This window comes from Williamsia limnetica, assembly GCF_003217475.1.
In the GTDB taxonomy this organism is placed as follows: domain Bacteria; phylum Actinomycetota; class Actinomycetes; order Mycobacteriales; family Mycobacteriaceae; genus Williamsia; species Williamsia limnetica.
In genome coordinates this window covers 215,323-235,961 of the sequence record NZ_QJSP01000008.1, presented here as the reverse complement: position 1 = coordinate 235,961, position 20,639 = coordinate 215,323, and the positions used below count along the sequence as shown (strand labels likewise).

Sequence of the window (20,639 nt, the reverse complement as noted above, 5' to 3'; positions counted from 1 at the left end):
GGTCGTCACACCCCGCCGGTAGTCTCGCAGCGTGGCTCTATACCGGACTTATCGCCCTGCGACGTTTGCCGAGGTCGTCGGACAGGAGCATGTCACCGAGCCGCTGGGACGTGCGCTGGATTCGGGGCGTATCAATCACGCGTACCTGTTCTCCGGTCCGCGCGGCTGCGGTAAGACCTCATCGGCCCGCATTCTCGCGCGTTCGCTCAACTGCGAGCAGGGACCGACCTCGACGCCGTGCGGGGTGTGCTCGTCGTGTGTGGCGTTGGCACCGGGCGGGCCGGGCAACATGGATGTCATCGAACTCGACGCCGCGAGCCACGGTGGCGTCGACGACACCCGTGAACTGAGGGACCAGGCCTTCTACGCGCCCGCGGAGTCGCGGTACCGGGTGTTCATCATCGATGAGGCCCACATGGTCAGCCCCGCCGGCTTCAATGCGCTGCTCAAGATCGTCGAGGAGCCGCCGGAGCATCTGATCTTCGTGTTCGCGACCACCGAGCCGGAGAAGGTGCTCGCGACGATCCGCTCGCGAACCCACCACTATCCGTTCCGGTTGCTCGCACCGACGGTCATGAGGACTCTTCTCGAGAAGATCTGTGCCAGCGAACAGGTGACGGTCGAGCCGACGGTCTTCCCGCTGGTCATCAGAGCAGGCGGCGGTTCGCCTCGTGACTCGCTCAGCGTGCTCGATCAGTTGCTCGCCGGAGCAGGTCCCGAGGGCGTCACCTATCAGCGCGCGTTGATGCTGCTCGGTGTCACCGATGTGGCACTCATCGACAGCGCGATCAACGCGCTCGCCGACCACGACGGCGCCGTACTGTTCGGAACGGTGGAGTCGGTGGTCGACGCCGGTCATGATCCCCGCCGTTTCGCTGTTGACTTGCTCGAGCGGTTGCGCGACCTGATCCTGATGGACGCCGTGCCCGACGCCGCTGCGCGCGGCCTGGTGGAGGCCCCGGACGATCAGGTCGAGGCGATGAAGGCGCAGGTGGCCAAACTGGCACCCGGCACGCTCGCCCGTTTCGCCGAGACCGTCCACGCTGCACTCGGTGAGATGCGGGGCACCACGTCCCCTCGGCTGCTGCTCGAAGTGATGTGTGCCCGGATGCTGCTGCCCGCGGCCACCGACTCCGAATCTGCGGTGTTGCAACGTATCGAACGCATCGAGGCGCAACTGGCAGGCGGCGCGCCGGTACCTTCCGCAGGTGGGGTGAGGCCGGGGGCGCCAGTGGCGCTCCAGGGGTCGGCGCCCGCGCCTGCACCTGCGGACGATCCGGCTGCGAAGTTCGTGCGTCCCTCCCAGCGCAAGCCCCAAGAAGACAAGCCCCAGGAAGACAAGCCCCAGGAAGACAAGGCTCAGACATCAGAGGCCGCTCCGGTCCCGTCGCCTGCGCCCACCCCGGAACCAGCTCCCACTCCGGAACCAGCTCCCACCCCGGAACCAGCTCCGACCCCTGCGCCGGCGCCTACTCCCGAACCAGCTCCCACCCCCGAACCGGTCCCGACGCCTGAGCCGGAACCTGCTCCGGAACCCGAGCCCACTCCGGAGCCGGTTGCGGCATCGGAACCCGACATCCCGCTGCCGCCGGAACCGGAGTTCGAACCAGAGCCCGCACCCGAGCCGGATCCAGAGCCTGTCGCCGCCGCAGCGGCGCCCGCTGCCTCGGACGGCCCCGATCTTGCTGCGGTGCAGGCCAAGTGGCAGGAGGTCCGCACTGCGGTCCGGACCGCCAACAAGGTCACCGAGGTGATGTTGTCGGGAGCGTCGGTGCGCGGTGTCGAAGGCAGCACCCTCATCCTGAGTCATGAGTCCGCGCCCCTGGTCGAGCGCTTGAGTTCCAAGCATGCGGTCGACGTCATCACCTCGGCGCTCCACTACGTGTTCGGCGGGACCTGGCAGGTGTCGGTGCATTCCGCGTCGTCGTTGCCCGCCGAACCGAAACCTGCTGCGGCGACTCCCACCAAAGCCCGTAAACCCGAGACGAAGCAGCCTTACGTTCGCCCCAGCAGGGGCGGCGGTGTTGCGTCGCACGCCGGAGACGGCGAGCCCCCTGAACCGGAGCCTGAACCGGAACCGGAACCGCTTCCTCCAGAGCCCGAACCAGTCAGCGATGAAGATCTCACCGACGACGAACGCGACGAGATGATCGCCACCGCACGCGATTCCAAGCCCGACCCGCGGCAGGATCCCGAGCAGATCGCGATCGCGCTGCTGGCCACCGAATTGGGCGCCAAGCCGCTGCTCTAGCCCGTCGTGACTGACCGAGGTGCTTTTGTAGTCCTACTACCGGTCGGTGAACGAGATGCGCACCGAGACCGGGTCGCTCTGCAGGGCCCGGAACGAGGCTGCGGTCAACGACGCGAACACCGGATTCGGCGCGAAAGTACGAACCCGCTTGGTTACGTCATCATCATGAACAAGTTCGGCTGTGCCGCTTCGCCATTGTCGTCCCTGCTTGATGCGAACCGTCGGGTTGGCGCTGATGTTGTTCGCCCAGCCCGACCGCGCGCCGTGCTGGCTGATCACCCAGGCGCCGGTCTCGTCGAAGGCCGCCGACACGGGAACTGTCCGACGCAGCCCGGTTCGGCGTCCGATGGTCTCGAGTTCGGTAGCGAAAGTCGTGGTGATGCCGACCCTCGTCAGCGCGGCCACCACCGGGTTCGCGACGTACCGGCCGACGGCGCGTTCGATCCGGAACTTCCGAACGGCCTTCTTGTCTGAGGTGCCGAGGTGCCCACGCTGACTCCGAAACGCGTCGATCCCATTGCGTCGGACGGTGGTGACCGCTGTGCGCCACAGTGGTCGGTGTGGATCAGGGTCGCCACCGGCCCCCATCGTGTGCAGCTGATCGGTGTGCCACTGCAGGTCCAGGGCGCCATTGAGGGCTTTGACCTGGGCGGTGCCGGTGAGGCGACGCGGCAATTTGACGGATCGTTGCGTGGTCGGCAGCGTCGCCGAGGTATCCGCCATAACGCCCTGTGCCGCTTTGGGGGCCAAGGCTGTCGGGCGTCCGAGACCGACTACGTCGCAGGCGCCCGAGGCGATGGCGTCGGCCATGCCGGTGTGGGTGCGGAAGCCACCGGTCACGGCCAGTGGTACGTCTGCCGCGACTTCGCGAATCGTCTCGGCGTAATCGAGAAAGTATGCCTCGCGGGCACGGGTACGCGCCGACACCGCCGGGCGGCCCATCATCGCCGGTGATTCGTAACTGCCACCGCTGATCTCGATGAGGTCGATTCGCTCCGCCGCGATCATCTCGACCACCGTGCGCGACTCTTCTTCCGAGAAGCCGCCGCGTTGAAAGTCGGCAGAGTTCAGTTTGATGCCGACGGCAAACCCCGGACCAACGGCTTCGCGGACCCGCCGGATGATTTCCAGGACGAACCGTGCGCGGTTCGCCGTCGATCCACCCCAGCGGTCGGATCGCTTGTTGGCCAGGGGGGAGAGGAACTGGGAGATGAGATAGCCGTGCGCGCCGTGGATCTGGACTCCGTCGAACCCGGCGACCTCGGCGATGCCGGCCGACACGGCGAACCGCTCGATGACGTCGCGGATCTCGGTGTCGGTCAGCTCGCGGGGAGTGGGGATGCCCGGGATGTCCAGTTTGACGGCCGACGGGGCGACGGTCGGGCCGTCGGTGGTGATCGGATTGGCCTGCCGACCAGGGTGGTTGAGCTGCATCCAGATCGGGGAGCCGCCGTCCTGAGCCGTCTTGGCCCAGCGCTGGAATGCGTCGAGTTCGCTGTCGTTCTCGAGGACGACGTTGCCCGGTTCGCCGAGATACCGCCGGTCGACCATCACGTTGCCGGTGACGATCAGCCCGTAATCACCGGCCGCCCAGCGTGCATACAGGCGTTCGAGGCGGACATCGGGAGCATGATGCGCTGTGCCGAGTCCCTCGCTCAGGGCCGATTTCATGATCCGATTGGGAAGGATCTGTCCGCATGGCAGATCCAGTGGCGTCGACAACGACACGGTCTTCGTCATGATGTGGTGCTCCATCCCTGGGTTCGAGTCAAGCTATATCGATCGTTCTACTCCTCGATGACGCTAGTAGAACGAATGGTATATTTCAAACCTGACGGTGAGCGATGGACGAGGTGACGGTGTGAGTGTGCGCGACAGGCTGACGGGGGCGACGGCTGATCTGATGCGGCGGCACGGGGTTTCGGGCACCGGGGTCACCGAGATCTTGCGCTGCAGCGGTGTGGCGAGAAGATCGATCTATCTGAACTTTCCCGGAGGCAAGTCCGAGCTGGTGACTGCCGCGACCCGATCTGTGGGCGATTCGATGACGGCACTGCTGAAGACGTTCACCAGCCGGCCGGATCCGGTGGCCGCAATCGGCCAGATGTGGTCGAAGCTCTTGATGGACAGCAATTTCGAGGGTGGTTGCCCTGTGGTCGCAGCAGTTCAGGGCCGAGCCGAGGCTCCAGACGCTGCGGACGCCGCGGCCGCCATCTTCCGTGAGTGGAGCGATGCCATCCTGACGCGGCTGACCGCAGACGGGATCGATGCCGCGACCGCAGAGTCCCTGGCCACGACGATCATCGCCTCGGTCGAGGGCGCAGTGATCCTGTCTCAGGCAGCGCGGTCGACGCGACCTCTCGAGCAGGCGACCAAGCACATCACCGAACTGATCGAGCTGCACTCGCCGCGCTGAGAAGCCGGTCCGGTCAGGCGTCCCACCACGGGCGCAGCGGCAGGTCACCGTTGCCGCCCTTGTCGTCGAGTTTCACCGCGAGCACCTGGTGCAGCTGAATGATGTTGCGGTCGAATCCCAATCGGCATGCCGCCATGTACAGACCCCACAGGCGGGCGGTGCCTTCGCCTACTTCCTCGACGGCGTTGTCCCAGTTCGCGACGAGGTTCCGGTTCCAGTCGCGCAGGGTCATCGCGTAGTGCTCGCGCAGATTCTCCTCGTGCACCACCTCCATCGACCCGACATCTTGAATCGCGGTGATGATGGTGCCCGATCCGGTGAGCTCCCCGTCAGGGAACACGTACCGGTCGATGAACGGACCTGCTTTGCCGCGGCTGCGGTTGTCCGGCCGGGTGATGCAGTGATTCAGCAGGATTCCGCCATCGCGTAACTTCGCGCGGATGAATCTGAAGTACGAGCGGTAGTTGCTGATGCCGATGTGCTCGGTCAGTCCGATCGATGACACCGCGTCGAAGCCGGTTTCGGTGATGTCGCGGTAGTCGCTGTGACGCACTTCTGCGAACTCGCCGAGGCCCTGGTCGGCGATGGCCTGCTGCGCCCATTCGGCTTGCTCGGCGGACAAGGTCACACCGATGACGTGCACTCCACGTCGAGCGGCATAGCGGACCATCGAACCCCAACCGCAACCGATGTCGAGCAACCGGTCACCGGGCTTGAGCTTGAGCTTCTCGAAGATGAGCCGGTATTTGTTCTCCTGAGCTTCTTCCAGCGTCGCCTCCCGATTCGGGTAGCACGCGCAGGTGTACGTCATCGAAGAACCGAGAACGTACTCGTAGAAGGTGTTCGAGACGTCGTAGTGGTAGTGGATGGCCTCTGCGTCACGGGTTTTGCTGTGCCGCAGTCCTTCGGCGATGCGCCGCCACCGGGGCAGCTGCTCCTGCGGCGGCGGGGCGATCGGCTTGAAGTGTTCGAGGCCGATCGACCGCGTGATCTGAGCCATCGTCCGTGCCGACGGCCGTTGAAAACTGATGTCCTCGGACAGGGCATGCAGGGCGTCATAAGGGTCGCCGCCGTGGGAGCCGTGCAGCAGCAGGTCGCCGGAGATATATGCCCGCGCGAGCCCGAGATCGCCGGGAGCTGTTGCGAGGTAGGTCAAGCCGCGGGGTGTCAGCAATTCGACGCCGTATTCGGCATCGGCAGGGCCTGCGGAGCTACCGTCGTACGCTGTCACCCGCACCTTGAGATCGCCACCGGCAACCGCCTCGACGACCTCGGCGAGGCTGAGTTTCGGACCAACCACGGACGTGGGGGAGAGTTCGCCTTCTTTGAATGTGGTCACTGACGTTGCACCGCCTTTGCGTAGAGGTCGAGTAGCCGCGACCCGGGATCGTAGTGTTTCTTCAGTAGGCGGTAGGGCTCGCCGCCGTAGAGTTGGTCGAACTCCTCTTCGCTGTAAAAGGATTCGGAGTAGAGGGATTTGTGGCCATCGAGTTCGGACACCTTGATCTCGATCTGCCGGTTGGCATAGCCGTCGGGTTGATCGGTGCGCTTGGGCACCGCCGACCAGAACCCGATGTTCACGTAGGTGCGGTGTGGTTCCAGCGGATACAGCGGCCATGGCCGGTTCGAGTCGGCGCCGGCCGGAGACGGGTCGCGAAGCCGAAGCGGACACAACCAGATCGGTTCGATGGGTATGTTCTCGAGAAACCAGGCCGTGAATTCCGCGGTCCGCTCGATGGGCACCTCGATGTCCTGGACCACCCGCTCGCCCGGCGGTTCGCCTTTTCGGGCGTTGAGCTTGTCACCGATGTCGAAACGATGGTCGAGGGCGATGAGCTTCCAGTAGAAACTGCTGCGCAACAACTGTTTCGGCCAGAATCGCCGGATTCGTGGGTTTTGGGCGCCGAATGCACGCGAGCACCAGAACCAGTCCGTATCCCAGCGCCACAGGTAGTCGGCGATGGTGAGGCGGTCACGCAGCGGAGTGGAATCGGCGCCGTGCTGGATCGAGCGATAGAAGATCTGATCGCCGGTGTAGTCACTGACCGGTCCCGCATCAGCACTCTGTCGACCCAGGATCAGATAGCTCTCGGTCGCCGAAAAGACGACGCCATCAAGATAATCAACGCGTTCACCCTGGTACTGCGGGTCGTCGACGATCTGATTCATGGTGTCCTGCAGAGTCTGCAGGTCTGAGAACCGCACGTGGCGGAGCTCGACGAACGGGGCGACCTGTTCGAGCTCGATCTTGAGCCGCGTCGAATATCCGAGGGTGCCGTACGAGTTGGCGAAACCGAAGAACAGGTCAGAGTTGTCGCTCGTTGCCGACGTGGTGACGATCTCGCCGGCGCCGGTGAGGATGTCGATCTCGATGACCGACTCGTGCGGTAGTCCGTTGCGGAACGACGTCGACTCGATGCCGAGGCCGGTCACCGCGCCGCCGAGAGTGATGGTCTTGAGCTGCGGTACCACCTTCGGGGCGAGCCCATACTTGAGCGTGGTGGCGACAAGTTCCTCATAGGTGCACATGCCTGCGACGTCGGCCGTACGGGCTCCGACATCCACCGAGATCACGCGGTCCAAACCCGATACGTCGAGGCCGGGGAACGGATTCTTGGCGCGTTTGCGGAACAGATTCGAGGTCTTCTTCGCCAGGCGAACCCGACCCTCAGGGGGAATCGCACGGTAGCTCGCCAGCAAGTTCGCGACCCCCTGGTCGAACGCGTCGCGACCCGATTCGACCCCTCTTACCTTCGACACAGGTTAGAGCCTAGGACTACCGTCCAGTACTTTCCACTTCATACCAGGGCCGGGCCGTATTTGTCCGATTGTGGACCGCCCGGGAGCAGCCGGGCCTGTTCTGGCAGGCTCTGGAGTGAATTGCTCGCATATCGGAAGGTGAATTCTTCGTGGCACAGGTAACCGCATCCCAGTCGATCGACATCAATGCCGCACCCGAGCAGGTCCTCACCGCCCTGTCGGATTACCAGACCGTGCGCCCGAACATCCTGCCCGGTCAGTACCTCGACTACGCAGTCCTCGAAGGTGGCGTCGGTGCCGGCACCGTCGCGAAGTGGACGCTGCAGGCGACAAAGAAGCGTTCCAGGAACGTGCAGGCTTCGGTGGATCTGGTCGGATCGACCATCACGGAGACCGACGCCAACTCGTCGATGATCACCACCTACCAGGTACAGCCGGCGGGTTCGGGTGCCAAGGTCACCACCGTCACCACCTGGCAGGGCGCAGGCGGGATCGGCGGCTTCTTCGAGAAGACCTTCGCGCCCAAGGGACTGGCCAAGATCCAGGCCGAACTGCTCGGAAACCTGAAGTCGCACGTCGAACGCGGCTGATCGATTCGGGGGATAGGCCGGTTCGGTGAGGAATCGCAGACCAGCACCCTTGCCGTTGCGCGACGGGGTCGACGCGACCCGGGTGGTGCTGCGAAGCGGCGAGGGCACTGTCGGTGACGCGATGCTGGCCGCTCCGGCCTGTGCTGGGTTGACCTCTGCTGATCTGGCAGCTCGTGCCGACAGCGGTCAGGTGCTCGACGTGAGCGGCGAACGAGTCGATCTGTCGGCGCCTGCGACGCCGGGTCGGCCCATCTATTTCTATCGGGACCTGCCGACGGAAACCGAGATCCCGTTCGAGCTCGACATCCTCCACGCTGATGATGACCTCGTCGTCGTCGACAAACCGCACTTCCTCGCGACGATGCCGCGCGGAGCGCACGTGGTGCAGACGGCGCTGGTACGCCTGCGTCGGCGCCTCGACAATCCGGCGCTCAGTCCCGTGCACCGGCTTGACCGGCTCACCGCGGGGGTGCTGATGTTCAGCGCCCGACCGCAGGCCCGGGCGCCGTATCAGCAGTTGTTCGCCGACCGCCTCGTCAGCAAGGAGTATCGCGCCCGCGCGCCCATCGGAGACGGTCTCGAGTTCCCGGTCACCGTCCGCAACCGGATCATGAAAGACGCCGGTGACTTACGTGCCCGGCTCGAGCCCGGCCCCGAGAACGCAATCTCGACGATCGAGCTGCTCGACACGTCAGCTGACCGAGGGATCTACCGCTTGCTGCCGCAGACCGGGCGCACCCACCAACTCCGGTTGCACATGTCGGGGCTCGGCATCCCGATCGACGGAGACCCGCTCTACCCGCACGTGCGGCCCGAGGTCGCGGCCGCGCCCGATCACGGCGACTTCTCCGACCCCTTGCAGCTGCTGGCCTACGCTGTGGAGTTCGACGATCCGCTGTCCGGCGCGCGTCGGCGATTCGTCAGTGGCCGATCACTCGGCTGAACCGCACCGACCCGGGAGGTAGCCCTCATGGCGATTGTCGTCTCCTACGACCACTACGACGACCTGCAGTGTGAGGTTGTCGTATTCCTCGACGACGAGACCGGGGACTGCTTCCAGATCCAATGCGATCTGCCCGCTACCCCGGGGTCGTACCAGATCAGCGCGGGTGTCGGTGCGCCCGTCGAGCAGGGTGTGATCGCCTGGCAACGGGTCGACGACGAGTTCGGGTTCGCCCTGTCGGCCAAGGCGGCCGCGATGTTCGGAGGCAACGCGCGACTGCACTTCGAGGTCGAGCCTTCCGGCGGCGATACCATCGACAGCATTGCCGCTCATCTCGAGAGAATGATGCGCCTGCAACAACACGAACGCCGAGAGTGAAGAGGACGCAGTGGAACCAGAGAACCCGATGGCCGGACTCCTGCAGCAGGCTCAGCAGATGCAGCAGCAACTGCTCGCAGCGCAGGCGGAGATGGCAGCAGCAGAGGTCACGGGCACCGCAGGTGGTGGCCTGGTCAGCGTGACCGGAAACGGCACCGGTGAGGTGACTGCAGTGTCCATCGACCCCAAGGTCGTGGACGCGGACGACGTCGAGACCCTGCAGGATCTGATCGTCGGCGCGCTTGCCGATCTGAACACCAAACGCGATGCCCTGACCCAGCAGAAGATGGGTCCTCTCGCCGGTGGCCTGGGCGGCGGTTTCCCGGGCCTGGGCGGATAATTCTCCCGTGTACGAAGGACCGATCCAGGATTTGATCGACGAGATGGCCAAGTTGCCAGGGCTCGGTCCGAAGGGTGCGCAACGGATTGCGTTTCATCTGCTGTCCGCGCCTGCCGCCGACATCAACCGGCTGACGGCGGCGCTGGTGCACGTGCGCGACGACGTCGTCTTCTGCGAGGTGTGTGGCAACGTCTCGGCCCAGGTGCGGTGCCGGATATGTCGTGACGCCCGTCGCGACGCCAGCAAGATCTGTGTGGTCGAAGAGCCGAAAGACGTGCAGGCGATCGAGCGCACCAAAGAGTTCACCGGGCGATATCACGTGCTGGGCGGTGCGCTCGACCCGCTGGGCGGTATCGGACCCGATCAGCTCCGCATTCGGGAGTTGTTGCGCCGCTTGGCCAACCAGGAGGACGGTGTCGACGTCAGCGAGATCATCGTGGCCACCGACCCGAACACCGAGGGCGAGGCGACTGCGACGTACCTACAGCGCATGCTCAAGGACTTCCCGGGCTTGTCCGTCACCCGGTTGGCGTCGGGTCTGCCGATGGGCGGCGACCTGGAGTTCGCCGACGAACTGACGCTCGGCCGGGCGCTGTCGGGCCGCCGGATACTCACCTGAGGCCGGTGTGACCGACGATTCGTGGATCGACACCTTTGCGCGACAACTGAAATCGGGGATCGTCGCGATCGACGGCCCTTCCGGTGCCGGGAAGTCGACGCTGGCCGATGCGCTCGTGAAGACACTGGATGAACTGGGCACCCCTGTGGTGCTGGTTCGGACCGACGACTTCGCCACCTGGGATGACCCGGTCGGGTGGTGGCCCGAACTCGACGAAGAGGTGCTGCGGTCGTACTGGCGTGGGCACGACTTCCGGTTCCACCCGCGGGTCTGGCGGGACGGCACCGCTGAACCCGGACCTCGCGTCTGGTTGCGCTGGGAACCGTTGCTGATCATCGAAGGAGTCTCGAGCGCGCGGGCGCCCGTGCGTCCGCAACTGCGGCATGCGTTGTGGCTCGACGGCGGCACCGAAGCCGAACGACTTGAACGAGGCGTGGCACGCGACGGTGAAGGCGAACGCGACAATCTGCGGCGGTGGCAGGATTTCGAGCGAGGGTGGTTCACGGTGGACAACACCCGCTCCCACTGCGATGTGGTGCCCGATTCTGTACTGCGGCAGAGGATTCTGTAGATGAACTCCGGCGAGAGTGCCGGCCCGCTGGCCGGATTGCGCATCGTCGAGGTGTCAAGTTTTGTCGCCTCCCCGCTGTGTGGTCTGACGTTGTCGCAACTCGGCGCCCAGGTCATCCGGATCGACCCGATCGGGGGCGCGTCCGACTACCGTCGGTGGCCGGTGACGGCCGGCGGCGAATCGATCTATTGGACAGGCCTGAACCGAGGCAAGCATTCCTTGTCCTGCGATTTCCGGAACCCCGAGTCGCAGAAACTCATTCAGCAGCTCGCGACAGCTCCCGGCCCCGGGGGTGGCATCTTCGTCACCAATGCCGGGGGTCGGGACTGGATGGGCCACGAGACGCTGTCTGCGCTGCGCGAAGACGTCATCACACTCGAGATCCTCGGAAAACGAGATGGCACAGCGGGAGTCGACTACACCGTGAACGCCGCGCTGGGATTTCCTCAGGTGACCGGTCGGGGCGGCGGCGAGGTGGTCAATCACGTGTTGCCTGCCTGGGACATCGCCTGCGGGCTCCATGCCTCGACAGCCTTGCTGGCCGCAGTGCGTCGCCGCGATCAGACCGGCGCGGGGTCGCAGATCACGCTGCCACTCGAAGACGTCGCCCTCGCAACGGCAGGAGCACTCGGGTATCTCACCGAGGTGATGGTCAACGGCCGACAGCGACAGGCAACGGGCAACGCGATCTATGGAACCTACGGAACCGACTTCGTGACAGCCGATCACGCCCGCTTCATGATTGTGGCCCTGACGAACCGGCACTTTTGGGACCTGGTGACTTTGACCGAAACCGGTGCGGCGGTCGACGCACTCGAGACCGCCCTCGATACCGACTTCCGCGTCGAAGGCGAGCGATACGAATATCGCGACGCGCTCACGGCGCTCTTCGCTCGGTGGTTCCGCAGGCACAGTGCCGCGGAGGTGTCCGACGCGTTGCGTAAGTCCTCGGTGTTGTTCGAGCAGTACCGCTCGTTCACCGACGTGGTCGAATCCGATGCGCTGGAGACGAATCCACTGTTCTCGCCCCTCGAGCAACCGCGCATCGGGCAGTACCTCGCCGCCGGCCATCCGGCGCGATTCGACAGCAGGCACCTGTCTGCGGCACCTGCACCAGTCGTAGGTCAGCATTCCGCGCAGGTGGTGGCCGAGATTCTTGGTCTCGACGACGACGAGATCGCGGGACTCTTTGAGCGTGGAGTGATCGGGTAGATCACGGCTGTGCCCGTGTGGATCGATCACCCTGTTGACCTTCAAGTAGGTCGAGGCCGAATGATGTGGGGGTGCCAAATTCCGAACTCATGTCGATCGGTTCGTTCGCGCGAAGAAGCGGACTGACAGCAAGTGCGTTGCGCTTCTATGCAGACGTCGGCCTGCTACCTCCGACAGTCGTCGACCCTGTGTCCGGGTACCGGTTCTACGGGGATGTGCAGCTCGATCGGGCAGTGATGCTCAGGCAGCTGCGCGAGATCGGGATGCCCCTCGCAAGAGTGAAGTTTGCACTCGATACCACGCCTGAGGAGGCAATTCGATTGATCGACCAACACATCGACGCGGTGTCCGGCGACGCCGCAACCGCACGTGAGCAAGCAGCGGTGATGAAAGCCAATCTGTCCGAAGCGTCTGCGGCAATGGTCGTCTGCGTCAGCGGGCCAGTGTTGGCGAGTGCGATCGAGCAGGTCCTCACCGCTACAACCAATGAACCGGGCATGACAGTCTTGGGCGGCGTACGCTTTGAGGCTGGCTCTGGCTCTGTGGTCGTCACCGCAACTGATCGCTACCGTCTTTCCACCCGTACCCTGTTAACGCAGACCTCTCCAGACGTGACGTGGGCGGCGACGGTGAACGGGGACGATCTGCGCAGGTGCTTGATTGATCTGCGACGCACACCGCGAGCCCGAATCGAAGGCAGTGGCCACGGATTGTGGCTGCGGCTGCCGAACCGAGATGACCGGTACTGCCGGCTGTTGCCTGAGCCGTTCCCCGAATATCGGCAAATGCTCGACTCCCTTCCGTCGGCTACAACCTGTGTCGAAGTATCCAAGGCAGTTCTCCTGCAATCCCTTGAGGACCGACCAGCTGAGCTGGTTCAGTTGCACGTCTCCGGATCTGACGTCACGGTCCGGAACGCCCTGTCGGACAGAGGCACACAACTGGAGGCTCGGGTGAGCGGAAACCACCCGATCGATGTGTGGTTCGAGATGACCACGCTTTATCCAGCGATCAGCACAGCAATTGGTGCGGATGTATTGATCGACCTACGGGGTCCCATGCAGCCGGTAACCATCCGCTCTGCCGACCACGGTGATCTGACCACACTTGCCATGCCCACCATGTCCCCGTCCGCTGAATCAGACACGGCGTCGAAGGAGGCCAACTCATGACAGAAACCAAGATGAACGTTCGTCGTGGTAGGGGTCAAACGCCCTGGACGGGGGGAGAACTTTCTATCACTGTCGTACCCCTTTGATATCCTGCCGCCGATAGTGCTTTGCATGGCGAAAGATGTTGCAGCACAGTGAAATAAGGCGTCTCGAACACTTGTGCGAACACGTAAATCGCGGTAGATTGAGGTCATGAACTTTCGGGGGTTGTTCGAACACCTATCAACAATGGCGGCTGATCCACTGCTGCTCGCACCGCTCGACGACGTGGCGTTGTCGGAGGAAACGGTCTACGCATTGCGGGCGAAGAATGTGTTGGACGCATTGCTGTTTCGGTTCACTGCTGATCTCGACAAGCGTGGGGTGGCCAAGACGTTGGGTGCGGATTCGACCGCTGAGCTTCTGCAATCGGTGCAGGTATCACCGGCCGCTGCGCACCGCTACGTACGGGTCGGTCGCGCCCTCGGATCCATCCCCTCAGTGGCTGCGTATGCCGTGGACGGGACCCTGTCCGGGGAGCACGTGGACGCCATCGTCAAAGGCCTGCACCACATTGACCGCCGCGACCCCGACCTGTCGGAGTCCGACCGGGACGACTGCGTCCGTGGGTTGTTGACCCAAGCGCGTATCTCGACGCCGGCCGCGGTCATAGAACGCGCCCACGAGATGGCGATCGCCTTCTCGCCGCCGGACAAAGAAGTGCCGGATGCGGAGAATGATGAGCTGAACGAGGTGTCGTTCGGGACCGGTGATGATGGCCGCACCCACGGCACGCTCGACGTGGATAAAACCCTCGGGGAGAAACTGGCGGCTGCGTTGCGTCCGCTGGCCAAGCCGGTCCCCGAACCGGATGGGTCACCCGATCCGCGCAGCACCTCGCAGCGTCTCGCCGAAGCCCTCGGAAAGATCCTGGACGTGTTCTTCGCCCACCACGACCGGCCCACCGAAGGTGGCGTCAAGCCGCGGGTGACGATGACCGTCTCGGCGGAGCAGCTGTTGGCGTTTCAGATGAACGGCATCGTGGGCGCGAAAGTCCCGACCGCGCCCGCAACGTTTGAATGGACCGGGCCGGTGTCGGTGCCCACCGCGCAGATGACCGCGTGTGATTCGGTGATCACCAAGATCCTCCTCGACAACAACGCCGTGCCCCTGCAGGTGGGGCGTGAGTTCCGGACCGTCACACCCGCCATCCGCAAAGCCCTCATCGCCCGAGATAAAGGCTGTGCGTTCCCCGGCTGCGGGTGCCCCGCCGGATGGACCGACGCTCATCACATCACGTTCTGGAGTCACGGTGGTGAGACCAGCCTGACCAACACCGTCCTGCTGTGCCGCAGGCACCACAACTACATCCACCACAAAGGCTGGACCGTCTTCCTCGGCCACGACGGCCACCCCTGGTTCATAGCGCCCGGGAAGACCGAACCAATCCGCTCCCACGCCAGACGCACACTGACCAACGAACCACTCGCCGCCTAAGTCCGGCCGGCCCGATCGAGGCCGCCACAAGTTTACGAGAAACTACACACGACGACGCAGCCCGAAGTTACTACCGCAGCACCGGATGACCCCTGTGCGGCTTGATGTTTGAAAACTCCATGGTGTGAAGGTCCGGCGACAAGCTACTTCGTTGAGAGCAGGTTCTGCACCTCGGTGTCGGTCACCTGGGTGAAGTCGTCGTACGACTGGCCGACGGCCCAGAAGTCGGGCGGGGTTGTGGCGCAAACGATCTCGTCGGCACCGGGGATCTCGGTCCCGGTCGGGCCCGTGCCGACCGCGACGATGATCTGCTGTGGGACACGTTGACGGATGCTGTCCACAGCGACCCGCATGCTCGATCCGGTTGCCATGCCGTCGTCGACGACGATCACGATTTTGTCGTCGACCGGGGTCGGAGGTCTGCCCTGGCGGTAGGCGGATTCGCGGCGGAGCAGTTCAGCCTGTTCCTTGTCGATGACTGCCTCCACCTCGTCGGCGGTCAGTCCGAAGTCGCGAACGGTGCGATCGCTGATCAGCGGCTCGCCGCCCGACGCCACCGCGCCGAAGGCGAGCTCCTCTCGCCGAGGGACGCCTAGCTTGCGGATGACAAACGCGTCCAGGGGAGCGTGCAGGGCGGCCGCGATGTGCGCCGCAACCGGCACACCGCCACGTGCGAGACCCAACACGACGACGTCGGGGTTCCGCACCAGTTCGGGATGGCGGGCGGCCAGTAGTCGTGCCAGTTCTCGTCCGGCTTCATCGCGGTTCCGGAAGGTTCGGTCTCCGTGATCCCGGCGCAGTCTCACGGCGGTCACCTCGGAACGTCGGCTAGAGGAACATCGGCTAGAGGAACTGCGCCCTGGTGACGCAGGTCTTACCATTCTGGACGATCACGTCGTAGATCACCCGGGTTTTGTTGACGGCGTCCCCTGACTGCCACGTGGATGCGACGATCGCCTGGACCACGGCTGCCTGCGGTGCGTGCGGTACGACCGCGGTCGACTGAAACGTGACTGTCGCGCTGCGGTTCCGGCTCTTGAGCTCGTCCGTGAACGACACCAGGTTGGGGAGCCCGTCCTTGGCGAGGTCGCCGCAGGTGTTCGCCTTGAACGCGGCGACCTGGGCGTCGGCGGTGGCGGGGTTGATCTCGAACATGCTGCGAGTGAGAGTGGTCGCGATGTCGGTTGCCTGCTGGTCTGTGATGACGGGGGCAACAGGGCCGGCCTGCTTGCTGCCGCCGTCGTTGTCGCTGTCAGGAACGGTGAGCGCGGCGATGGTCGCGGTCAGCGCGATGACGACGGCGACTCCGACGAGGGCCGACAGCAGCACGATGAAACGCCGCCGGGATGTCCGGGGCCTGGTCGGAGGGGGAGAGATGGCCATCTACAGGACTTTCATGGTGGTGATGCAGACGGGAACGGCGGTGCTGTCGACCGTGAACTCGATTGCGGTCGGCTCGGGGGGAGGTGGAGTGGTGTTGTCTTCGCTGGCCGCGAGATCGAAGACCGCCAGAACCGTGGTGGCCGTTGCATCGGTGCGCACCACCCCGTAGTGAGCGTTGCTCGAGGTGACACTCCGGCCGGCGCTGTAGACGAGGTCAGGCAGGGTTTTCGCGGTCTCGTTCCATTGCTCGAGAGCTTCGCCGCACAGTGTTGCCTGCGCAGTTTTGATCGTCGCCTCGACGGTGTCGGGCGTGAAGTTGTACAGCGACTCGGTGGTGGCGCGGACCGTCTCGACGGCGGCAGCGACTGCGTCGACCTGCTCGGTATCGGCGCTGTCGCTGGATGCGGGCTGAGCCGAGGTGTCGTCTCCGGCCACCGACCAGGTGATTGCCCACGTGGCGGTGACGACGACGGCAAGCACGATCAGGCCGAGGGCGAACATGATCGGTCCTCTGGGGGCCGCGCGCTGGGTCGTCGGTCGCTGCCTCGACGGGTGAGGACTGGTCATGATCGCTCAGCCACGCCTCCCTGCGGCCAATCGCTCGCGCCGCAGCAGTTCGACCTCGGCCAGTGGCAGAGCGTCCAGCTCATCGACACCCAGAGCCCGGGCCAGCAACAGATCGGCCAGCTCGGGGTTACGGGCCAGCGCGGGACCGTGCAGGTAGGTGCCGATCACCGAGCCCTGGACCGCACCTTCGATCCTCTCGCCGGCTCCGTTGCCGACGCCGTGTTTGACGCGGGCCAGTGGTCGCGCGTCGGGTCCCAAAGTGGTTCCGCCCCGGTGGTTTTCGAATCCGGTCAACGGCTTGGTGAGACCAGAGTCCAGGGCCGGCTCGGTGATCAGTTCGCCGATGCTGCGCTTGTCTTGCGGGACCGTGGTGAGGTCGAGCATCGAAATACCTTCGACCCGTTCACCGGCGGAAGTCTCGTACCAGTGGCCGAGCACCTGGATCGCGGCGCAGATGGCGAGTACGGGCTTGCCTGCCTCGGCGGCGCGCTGCAGACCGGGGTAGCGGGTCAGGTGCCGGGTGGCCAGTCGCTGGGCATAGTCCTCGGCGCCGCCCAGGGTGTAGACGTCGAGGGACTCGGGCACCGGGTCGGTCAGGTTGATCGAGACGATGTCGGCCTCGATCCCGCGCATACGTGCGCGCTGACGCAGGACGAGGGCGTTGCCGCCGTCGCCGTAGGTGCCCATGACGTCGGGCAGGACGAGTCCGATGCGGAGCGTCGATTCGGTCATCGGTCAGACCCCTTTCTGCGCTCGGGCCAACGCGGTCCCCAGGTCACGGAAGGCCGTGTAGTTCGCCAGCACCTCCACCCGACCCGGCGGGCACGACGCGATCGCGGCCATCGGATCGGCGATGGTGGTGTGTTCGGCACCGGCGTAGAGCAGCCGCACCCCGAGATCGGTGGCGCGTTCCCCGGCGGCAACTACCTGCATGCTCTCGAAGGCCTCGAACCTGACGTCCCACAGCCACGAGAGGTCCTCGCCGTCGGGAACCTGCCCGTTCACGGCGATCACCAGGCCGTCGGCGTCCTGATCGATCATCGCCATCGCTTCCTGCCAGCCGGCGGGATTCTTGGCCAGCAACATCCGGACCCGGTGTTGCCCGATCTGCTGGACGCTGTAACGCCCGGCGACCTCGCCGACGGTGCCGACCGCGATGGTCGCCTTCGCGGGATCGGCGCCCATCGCCACAGCAGCGGCGATCGCCTGGGTGGCATTGCCGCGGTTGGCTTTGCCCGGGACAGCGAGTTCCATCGGGTGACTGAACCCCTCGGGACCGTAGACGTGGGTGTCGTCGAACCACCAGACGGGCTCCGGCCGCTTGAAGTCCGCTCCGGTCGAGTACCAGTGGTCGCCGTCGCGCAGGATCGGTTCTCCCGATCGCGGACAACTGACCGAGTCACCCGCCCACCCGGCGCCGGCAGCCACCCAGATGGCATTCGGGGCGTCGTAGGCGGCGGAGGTGATGAGCACGTCGTCACAGTTGGCGATGACCGCGGCGTTCGGATGCTTGGTGATGCCCTCGCGTAGCCGCCGTTCGATCATGTTGATCTCGCCGACACGGTCGAGCTGATCCCGGGAGAGGTTCAGCAGCACAAACGCCTGCGGGTCGGTTGCGTCCGCCACGTGGGGCACGTGCAGTTCGTCGACCTCGAGAGCGGCGATCCTGGCCGGACGGTTCAACGACAGCGCTGCGACGATCCCGGCGTCCATGTTCGCGCCGTCTGCCTGGCTTGCGACGTCGCCGAGCTGGGCGAGGGCGGCGGCCGTCATGCGGGTCGTCGTCGACTTGCCGTTGGTGCCGGTGATGATCACGGTGCGTTTGTTGCGCGCCAGGGTGCCGAGCAGCTGCGGATCGATCTTCAGCGCGATCAGGCCGCCGATCATCGAGCCCTTGCCGCGGCCGGTTTTCTGCGACGCCCAGCGTGCGGAGGCGGCGGCCCGCAGTGCGAGTCGGGCCCGGATCGGGAGTCGGCTGGAGCTCTTGCGGTCCTCGTCGGGCATGGCAGCGAGTTTGTCATAAATCGCTGTGTGAGCCATGTCGGCATCGCTGCCAATCGCTACGGCACTACCTGGACCTGCGGCCGAAGCGCCAGAAACGGACCAGGTAGGGCAGTGCTCGATACAGCGGTACCGCGCGAGGCCAGTCGCCGGCCCGAAAGTATGCGTCGGATCCACCATCGACGAAGATGACACTTCCGCAGAGGAAATCGGCAGCGTCGGAGAGCATGAACACGGCCCAGTCCGCGAGCTTGCCCGGTTCGCCGAATCCGCCGATCGGCACCGGGAAACGCTGGACGGCCCCGGACTCCGTCGGTGAGGCGAGTTGCTCTTCCAACAGCGGCGTGAGGATTGCTCCCGGCGCCAGGGCGTTGAGCCGGATACCTGCACCCGCCCACTTGGGTGACGTCGCCTGCCGGCGTACCCAGTGGCTCACTGCGATCTTCGATGCCGCATACGCCATGACCGGCCCCACCCGCCCGTACATCCGCAGCGACCGGAGGGCTCGGTCGGTGTCGCCGGCGAGGAGGGCGTTGATCGTCCGCCGTGGGACAGCAGGCACGGTGGTGGTGGAGTTGCTGGAGAAGACGACCACCTTCGCATCCTGTGCGGCCGCCAGGGAGGTGCGCCAGCCCTCGAGTAGTTCGACGACACCGAAATAGTTGACTTCGGTGATCAGCCGAGAACGGTTCCTGCCTTCCCCTGGCCCCAGACCAGCGGCCAGTATCGCTCCGGTGAGCGGTCCCGAGGCGGCGGTCAGCACCGCTGCGACAGCGCTCTGGCGGCCTGCGGGCGTCGACAGGTCGGCGATCACGTCCGCGTCCCTGAGATCGACCCCGATGACGCGATGACCTGCTGCTGTGAGCTTTGCGGCGACCTCCTTTCCCATTCCGGACGCGGAGCCTGTCACGACGTACACGCCTGAGCCACTGTCGTCGGCTGGGGGAGTCATAGCCGTGATTGAAGCACGACGCGGTCGACCCCCGCCGCTCCTTCCTGAGCCACTGGTTCCGGTTCCTCCGGTGTGTCGGGGGCCGCAGCGGCTCGCTTTGCGCTCAGGCCCGCGAAGCAACCGAGGATCACCACGGCGCCGCCGATCAGTTCCCAGCCGGTCGGTGTCTCACCGAGAAACGCCCATGCCGCGGTGAGGCCGACGATGGGTACGAGCAACGAGAACGGGGCGACCTTGGACGCGGGGTACCGAGACATGAGATACGTCCACAGTCCCGATCCGACGATGGTGCCGAGCAGCACGACATAGGCGAGCCCACCCAGCGCGACGAGCCCCGAGTGGGAGCCGACGCTTGCCATCGCGTCCCAGCCTGCTCGCGGACCTTCCACGGCCAGGCTCAGTGCGTAGAGCGGCAGCACCGGGACAACACACATCCACAGGGTCATGTGCAGGGCGTTGTCGGGTCGCGCGAGCCGGGACCCGATGTTGCCGAAAGCCCATCCCAGTCCCGCGATCAGCGTGAGCATGACGGGCAACACAGCCGCGGTGGCGCCGTGGGCGGCGCGATCGATGCCGATGATCGCCATGCCCCCGACCGCCACGGTGATCCCGATGATCTGGCGGGCGCTGAGCTTCTCGCGGAGCAGGACGACGCAGAGGAGCACGGTGAAGGGCGCCGACGATTGCAGCACCAGTGAGGCCAGCCCGGTCGGCATCCCGTTGTCCATGGCGAGAAACAGAAATGCGAATTGGATGGTGCCGAAACCGATTCCGTACAACAGGAACCACTTGAGCGGAACGTTGGGACGCGGCACGAACAGGATGACCGGGATCGCCATGATCGCGAAACGCAGCGCTGCGAAGAACAGCGGTGGGAAGTGTTCCAGGCCGGCGTGGATGGCCAGGAAGTTCAGGCCCCACAGCACCACGACGGTGAGGCCCAGCATGCGGTCGCGAGTGCTCATGGTCAATGTCTAGCCGCTGAAAACGTTCAGTTCAATCTATATA

At 65.1% G+C, this 20,639-nt stretch carries 21 protein-coding genes; 11 read left to right on the top strand and 10 right to left on the bottom strand.

All coding sequences use genetic code 11. The annotated features are described in order from the left end of the window. The first annotated feature begins 31 nt into the window (after positions 1–31). A complete protein-coding gene (locus DFR67_RS15230; RefSeq protein WP_110470330.1) occupies positions 32–2,251 on the top strand; it encodes a DNA polymerase III subunit gamma and tau in 2,220 nt (739 codons plus the stop codon). Between the two features lie 36 nt (positions 2,252–2,287). Here DFR67_RS15230 and DFR67_RS15225 read toward each other — a convergent pair whose 3' ends face one another. Beyond that, on the bottom strand, positions 2,288–3,991 hold the full coding sequence (locus DFR67_RS15225; protein ID WP_110470433.1) for a nitroreductase family deazaflavin-dependent oxidoreductase: 1,704 nt from the start codon (positions 3,989–3,991) through the stop codon (positions 2,288–2,290). A gap of 121 nt (positions 3,992–4,112) precedes the next feature. On the opposite strand from DFR67_RS15225, the gene DFR67_RS15220 reads away from it, so the two are divergent. Beyond that, positions 4,113–4,667 (top strand): TetR/AcrR family transcriptional regulator, encoded by a 555-nt coding sequence (locus tag DFR67_RS15220; RefSeq protein WP_110470329.1) that lies wholly within the window; start codon positions 4,113–4,115, stop codon positions 4,665–4,667. A 13-nt stretch (positions 4,668–4,680) separates the two neighbouring features. On the opposite strand, the gene DFR67_RS15215 is transcribed toward DFR67_RS15220, so the two are convergent. Together DFR67_RS15215 and DFR67_RS15210 are read right to left on the bottom strand one after the other, a co-directional pair. Continuing rightward, complete coding sequence (locus DFR67_RS15215; RefSeq protein ID WP_110470328.1) at positions 4,681–6,006, bottom strand: class I SAM-dependent methyltransferase; 1,326 nt, start codon at positions 6,004–6,006, stop codon at positions 4,681–4,683. Next, entirely contained in the window at positions 6,003–7,427 is a 1,425-nt protein-coding gene (locus tag DFR67_RS15210; protein ID WP_110470327.1) for an FAD-binding oxidoreductase, read from the bottom strand. Before DFR67_RS15210 ends, DFR67_RS15215 begins: the two co-directional genes overlap by 4 nt. 149 nt (positions 7,428–7,576) lie before the next feature. Here DFR67_RS15210 and DFR67_RS15205 point away from each other — a divergent pair, with 149 nt between their 5' ends. The 9 genes from DFR67_RS15205 (at position 7,577) to DFR67_RS15165 (ending at position 14,728) form a co-directional block, all read left to right on the top strand. Next, complete coding sequence (locus DFR67_RS15205; RefSeq protein WP_110470326.1) at positions 7,577–8,017, top strand: SRPBCC family protein; 441 nt, start codon at positions 7,577–7,579, stop codon at positions 8,015–8,017. Between the two features lie 49 nt (positions 8,018–8,066). After that, positions 8,067–8,960: a pseudouridine synthase gene (locus tag DFR67_RS15200; RefSeq protein ID WP_245937968.1), complete on the top strand. Its 894-nt coding sequence runs from the start codon at positions 8,067–8,069 to the stop codon at positions 8,958–8,960. A gap of 27 nt (positions 8,961–8,987) precedes the next feature. Further along, positions 8,988–9,338, top strand: coding sequence for a hypothetical protein (locus DFR67_RS15195; RefSeq protein WP_110470325.1), 351 nt, complete (start codon positions 8,988–8,990; stop codon positions 9,336–9,338). Positions 9,339–9,366: 28 nt separating this feature from the next. Further along, positions 9,367–9,678 carry a YbaB/EbfC family nucleoid-associated protein gene (locus tag DFR67_RS15190; RefSeq protein ID WP_110470431.1) on the top strand — a complete coding sequence of 104 codons (312 nt, stop codon included), beginning with the start codon at positions 9,367–9,369 and terminating at the stop codon, positions 9,676–9,678. A 7-nt stretch (positions 9,679–9,685) separates the two neighbouring features. Beyond that, positions 9,686–10,297, top strand: coding sequence for a recombination mediator RecR (gene recR, locus DFR67_RS15185; RefSeq protein ID WP_084835981.1), 612 nt, complete (start codon positions 9,686–9,688; stop codon positions 10,295–10,297). Positions 10,298–10,304: 7 nt separating this feature from the next. After that, complete coding sequence (locus DFR67_RS15180; RefSeq protein WP_110470324.1) at positions 10,305–10,868, top strand: uridine kinase family protein; 564 nt, start codon at positions 10,305–10,307, stop codon at positions 10,866–10,868. Then, positions 10,869–12,080, top strand: a complete 1,212-nt coding sequence (locus tag DFR67_RS15175; RefSeq protein WP_110470323.1) for a CoA transferase — start codon at positions 10,869–10,871, stop codon at positions 12,078–12,080. 71 nt (positions 12,081–12,151) lie between these two features. Then, on the top strand, positions 12,152–13,252 hold the full coding sequence (locus tag DFR67_RS15170) for a DNA polymerase III subunit beta family protein (protein ID WP_110470430.1): 1,101 nt from the start codon (positions 12,152–12,154) through the stop codon (positions 13,250–13,252). Positions 13,253–13,444: 192 nt separating this feature from the next. Continuing rightward, positions 13,445–14,728, top strand: a complete 1,284-nt coding sequence (locus tag DFR67_RS15165; protein ID WP_245937967.1) for an HNH endonuclease signature motif containing protein — start codon at positions 13,445–13,447, stop codon at positions 14,726–14,728. A 143-nt stretch (positions 14,729–14,871) separates the two neighbouring features. On the opposite strand, the gene DFR67_RS15160 is transcribed toward DFR67_RS15165, so the two are convergent. The 7 genes from DFR67_RS15160 to DFR67_RS15130 all read right to left on the bottom strand — a co-directional run bounded on the left by DFR67_RS15160 (position 14,872) and on the right by DFR67_RS15130 (position 20,596). Next, positions 14,872–15,534: a phosphoribosyltransferase gene (locus tag DFR67_RS15160; RefSeq protein ID WP_245937966.1), complete on the bottom strand. Its 663-nt coding sequence runs from the start codon at positions 15,532–15,534 to the stop codon at positions 14,872–14,874. Between the two features lie 37 nt (positions 15,535–15,571). Beyond that, positions 15,572–16,111, bottom strand: coding sequence for a hypothetical protein (locus DFR67_RS15155; RefSeq protein WP_110470321.1), 540 nt, complete (start codon positions 16,109–16,111; stop codon positions 15,572–15,574). Continuing rightward, positions 16,112–16,678: a hypothetical protein gene (locus DFR67_RS15150; RefSeq protein ID WP_146240447.1), complete on the bottom strand. Its 567-nt coding sequence runs from the start codon at positions 16,676–16,678 to the stop codon at positions 16,112–16,114. A gap of 6 nt (positions 16,679–16,684) precedes the next feature. Continuing rightward, on the bottom strand, positions 16,685–17,410 hold the full coding sequence (locus DFR67_RS15145; protein ID WP_110470319.1) for a type 1 glutamine amidotransferase: 726 nt from the start codon (positions 17,408–17,410) through the stop codon (positions 16,685–16,687). Positions 17,411–17,413: 3 nt separating this feature from the next. Next, positions 17,414–18,682, bottom strand: a complete 1,269-nt coding sequence (locus tag DFR67_RS15140; RefSeq protein WP_110470428.1) for a Mur ligase family protein — start codon at positions 18,680–18,682, stop codon at positions 17,414–17,416. Positions 18,683–18,746: 64 nt separating this feature from the next. Further along, positions 18,747–19,631 (bottom strand): SDR family oxidoreductase, encoded by an 885-nt coding sequence (locus DFR67_RS15135; RefSeq protein WP_110470318.1) that lies wholly within the window; start codon positions 19,629–19,631, stop codon positions 18,747–18,749. Then, complete coding sequence (locus DFR67_RS15130; RefSeq protein ID WP_110470317.1) at positions 19,628–20,596, bottom strand: EamA family transporter; 969 nt, start codon at positions 20,594–20,596, stop codon at positions 19,628–19,630. Before DFR67_RS15130 ends, DFR67_RS15135 begins: the two co-directional genes overlap by 4 nt. Between the last annotated feature and the right edge of the window lie 43 nt (positions 20,597–20,639).

Excerpts from the sequence above, each read along its gene's own strand:
- DFR67_RS15135 (WP_110470318.1), bottom strand. The coding sequence starts at position 19,631 with ATGACTCCCCCAGCCGACGACAGTGGCTCAGGCGTGTACGTCGTGACA.
- DFR67_RS15225 (WP_110470433.1), bottom strand. The coding sequence starts at position 3,991 with ATGACGAAGACCGTGTCGTTGTCGACGCCACTGGATCTGCCATGCGGA.
- DFR67_RS15155 (WP_110470321.1), bottom strand. The coding sequence starts at position 16,111 with ATGGCCATCTCTCCCCCTCCGACCAGGCCCCGGACATCCCGGCGGCGT.
- DFR67_RS15150 (WP_146240447.1), bottom strand. The coding sequence starts at position 16,678 with ATGACCAGTCCTCACCCGTCGAGGCAGCGACCGACGACCCAGCGCGCG.
- DFR67_RS15145 (WP_110470319.1), bottom strand. The coding sequence starts at position 17,410 with ATGACCGAATCGACGCTCCGCATCGGACTCGTCCTGCCCGACGTCATG.
- DFR67_RS15195 (WP_110470325.1), top strand. The coding sequence starts at position 8,988 with ATGGCGATTGTCGTCTCCTACGACCACTACGACGACCTGCAGTGTGAG.
- DFR67_RS15165 (WP_245937967.1), top strand. The coding sequence starts at position 13,445 with ATGAACTTTCGGGGGTTGTTCGAACACCTATCAACAATGGCGGCTGAT.
- DFR67_RS15140 (WP_110470428.1), bottom strand. The coding sequence starts at position 18,682 with ATGCCCGACGAGGACCGCAAGAGCTCCAGCCGACTCCCGATCCGGGCC.
- DFR67_RS15175 (WP_110470323.1), top strand. The coding sequence starts at position 10,869 with ATGAACTCCGGCGAGAGTGCCGGCCCGCTGGCCGGATTGCGCATCGTC.
- DFR67_RS15130 (WP_110470317.1), bottom strand. The coding sequence starts at position 20,596 with ATGAGCACTCGCGACCGCATGCTGGGCCTCACCGTCGTGGTGCTGTGG.
- DFR67_RS15190 (WP_110470431.1), top strand. The coding sequence starts at position 9,367 with ATGGCCGGACTCCTGCAGCAGGCTCAGCAGATGCAGCAGCAACTGCTC.